The sequence below is a fragment of the Mesorhizobium sp. M7A.F.Ca.CA.004.12.1.1 genome (assembly GCF_003997835.1).
In the GTDB taxonomy this organism is placed as follows: Bacteria; Pseudomonadota; Alphaproteobacteria; order Rhizobiales; family Rhizobiaceae; genus Mesorhizobium.
Window position 1 is genome coordinate 1 of sequence record NZ_RZRK01000671.1, and the last position, 3,411, is coordinate 3,411.

The 3,411-nt window shown below is 64.6% G+C and carries 3 protein-coding genes; all 3 read left to right on the top strand.

What is annotated here, in order from left to right:
- The first annotated feature begins 295 nt into the window (after positions 1-295).
- Positions 296-1,069 (top strand): glucose 1-dehydrogenase, encoded by a 774-nt coding sequence (locus tag EN984_RS27355; protein WP_127270780.1) that lies wholly within the window; start codon positions 296-298, stop codon positions 1,067-1,069.
- Positions 1,070-1,270: 201 nt separating this feature from the next.
- Entirely contained in the window at positions 1,271-2,593 is a 1,323-nt protein-coding gene (gene hisD, locus EN984_RS27365) for a histidinol dehydrogenase (protein ID WP_127272454.1), read from the top strand.
- Between the two features lie 48 nt (positions 2,594-2,641).
- The coding region (locus EN984_RS27370) for an alcohol dehydrogenase catalytic domain-containing protein (protein ID WP_245480128.1) at positions 2,642-3,411 on the top strand (770 nt) is incomplete at its 3' end.

Sequence of the window (3,411 nt, forward strand, 5' to 3'; positions counted from 1 at the left end):
CGTCGTGGCTAGCGTCGGGCTGGGCCCGAGCGGGGTTTCGTTGGAGCCCAGTTTGGCGATCCTGGCCGGTGCGTATCGCTCCATGACCTCGTCAATGGTGAGCCCGGAATTGTAGGGCGACAAACGGTTGACTTCGGTGCGGACCATATCCGAGGCTTTCGACACGGGTGGGCTCCTCTGCGGTGGATTTCGTCATCCGTACCGTAGTCGAAATAGTTTGTATATGCTTGTATATGTAACTTGATCTGATAGTCTCGACGCTGAAGCGGAAACCGACGCCGGCAAGGAGGATCACATGCGCAACGCTTCTCTCTTCGATCTCTCCGGCAGGAAGGCGCTTGTCACCGGCGCAAGCCGAGGCATCGGGCGCAGCATCGCCGAAGCGCTGAGTGCCGCCGGCGCCGACGTCGCGGTCTCGGCGCGCAGCCTGGCGTCATTACAGGACACAACGACAGCCATCCGCGCCGCCGGCGGGGTGGCGCATGCCGTTGCCCTCGACGTCACCGATGTCGGTCGCTGCCGCGCAGCCACCGCAGAGGCTGCCAGCCTGCTTGGCGGTCTCGACATTCTCGTCAACAATGCCGGCGTGGAGGAGGTGCGGCCCTCGCTCGATGTCGACGAGGCGCTGTGGGACAGGATCGTCGACACGAATCTCAAGGGAGCGTTCTTCTGCGCCCAGGCCGCCGCGCGGCAGATGCGCGATGCCGGCCGTCCTGGTGCCATCATCAATCTGTGCTCGCTGACATCCGAAGTCGGAATTCCCACCGCGGTGCCATACGGCTCGTCGAAGTCGGGCCTGCTCGGCATGACCCGCGCCCTTGCGGCGGAGTGGGCGGAGCTTGGCATAAGGGTCAACGCCATCGCGCCGGGATATTTCAGGACGGCGATGACCGACGTTTTCTACAGCAACGAGGCATGGCAGCACTCCATGCTGGCCAAAATCCCGCAGCGTCGTTTCGGCGACCTCCACGACCTGCATGGCATCGCCGTGTTCCTCGCTTCGGATGCGGCTGCCTACATAACCGGCCAGTCCATTCCGGTCGATGGCGGCTTTCTCGCCTCGATCTGACGAGGCAGGTTTGTCTCCGTGGTTTCGACGGATGATGGAAAAATTGCTGGCGACTATCATACATACATGTATATACTTTTGCCCGGTGAAGCCTCTCGACGGCTTTGATCCTTGCCCCGGTCGGCCTGTCGACCCGCAGAACTATGGCCATCCACGGGCCAACCGTCATTGCGTTCCAAGAGTTCCAGGAGACGAGCAGTTATGTCCGACATCAGCTTCCACGATTTGTCATCCATCGATGCCGACCAGCGCGCCAGTCTGCTGAAGCGCGCCGAGGCCGATCTGACGGTCTTCGTCGAGAAGGTCCGGCCGATCATCCAGGCCGTCAAGGACGAAGGCGATGCCGCCTTGATCCGCTTCGCCAGGGAACTCGACAAGGCCAATGTCGCCGAGGGCGAACTGCAGGTGTCGGAAGCCGAGTTCGACGCGGCGTTCGACAAGGTGGAAAAGGATGTGGTCGAGAGCATCCAGTTCGGCATCGACAACATCAGGCATTTCCATGAGGAGCAGAAGCCGGAGACGATGTGGCTCAAGGAAGTCCGGCCGGGCGCCTACGCCGGCGACAGGTACACGCCGATCGCATCCGTTGCGCTCTACGTGCCGCGCGGCAAGGGCGCCTTTCCATCGGTGACGATGATGACGTCGGTGCCGGCGGTGATTGCCGGCGTGCCGCAGATCGCCATCGTGACGCCGCCGACATCGGATGGTTCGGTGGATGCGGCAACGCTCGTCGCCGCGCGTCTCGCCGGCGTGGGCACGGTCTACAAATGCGGCGGCGCCCAGGCAGTTGCCGCCGTCGCTTACGGCACCGAGACGGTGAAGCCCGCGCTCAAGATCGTCGGCCCCGGCAGCCCGTGGGTGGTGGCGGCCAAGAGCGTGCTGTCGTCGGTCATCAACACAGGCCTTCCGGCCGGCCCGTCGGAAGCGATCATCTTTGCCGATGACAGCGTTGACGGCGGCCTTGCCGCGCTCGACCTGTTGATCGAAGCCGAGCACGGGCCGGATTCCTCGGCCTATCTGGTGACGCACAGCCGCAAGGTTGCAGAAGCAGCGCTTGCTGCACTTCCCGAGCATTGGTCGCGGATGACCGAGCAGCGTGTCGAGTTTTCGCGCGCGGTGCTGACCGGCAAGCGCGGCGGCATCGTGCTGACGGCGTCGCTGGAGGACAGCTACCGCTTCATCAACGACTATGCGCCCGAACATCTCGAGATCCTGTCGAAGGAGCCATTCGCGCATCTCGGGCGCATCACCGAGGCCGCCGAAATCCTGATGGGTCCGCACACGCCGGTGACGCTGGCCAATTTCGTTCTCGGCCCCAATGCGGTGCTGCCGACCAGCCGTTGGGCGCGGACTTACGGCCCGCTTTCGGTGACGGATTTCGTCAAGCGCTCGTCGATCGGCTATGTCACCTCGGCGGCCTATCCGGAACTCGCTCTGCACGCCCGCAGGCTCGCCCGCTACGAGGGCTTCAGCTCGCATGAGAACGCGGTCTCGGAAATCCGCGACCGCTATCTCGCCGGTTGAGCGGAAGCGATCGTGATGAAGGCCGCACGACTGTATGGACCTGGTGACTTGCGCATCGAGGACATCGCCACGCCGGGCGTGCCGGATGCGGGCTGGGTGAAGCTCAGGGTCGACGCCGCCGGCATTTGCGGTTCGGACCTGCACAATTTCCGCACGGGACAGTGGATAAGCCGGTCGCCTTCGACGGCCGGCCATGAGTTGACCGGCACGGTGACTGCCATCGGCGCGGGCGTGGACGCCTTCGCCGTCGGCGACAGGGTGGTCGCCGATTCCCGTTTCTGGTGCGGAGACTGCGCGCAATGTCATGGCGGCAGGCGGCATCTCTGTGTGTCGCTGGGCTTTGTGGGAGAAATCTGCGACGGCGGGTTTGCCGAACAGGCGGTGCTGCCCGCGCGGCTTTTGCATATCATCGATGCCGGGCTCGACGAGCGGGTCGCGGCGATGGCCGAGCCGCTGGCGGTGGCGCTGCACGCGGTGCGGCGCCTGCCGAAAACGGCCGGCTCCGTGCTGGTCGTCGGCTGCGGGCCGATCGGCGGTCTTGCCGCGCTGCTGCTGTCTCGAACTTTTGCGGGCACCGTGCTCGTAACCGACCGCAACCAGGCCCGCTGCGCCCGCGTGTCGCAGGTGACGGGTGCCAGGATCGTCGATCTGAACCGAGATGCCGTTGCCGCCGCAACCGCCAATGCCCCGCTGCTCGCGGCCATTGAGGCGACCGGCAGCGTCGCGGCGCTCAACCAGTTGCTTGGCGTTGTCGATCCCGGCGGCACGATCGCCATGGTGGGCATCTTCCATGGCCGCCTCGACATTGATCCCAATAC

Bases quoted from the DNA above. Each gene is read 5' to 3' on its own strand.
- EN984_RS27355 (WP_127270780.1), top strand. From the start codon at position 296: ATGCGCAACGCTTCTCTCTTCGATCTCTCCGGCAGGAAGGCGCTTGTC.
- hisD (WP_127272454.1), top strand. From the start codon at position 1,271: ATGTCCGACATCAGCTTCCACGATTTGTCATCCATCGATGCCGACCAG.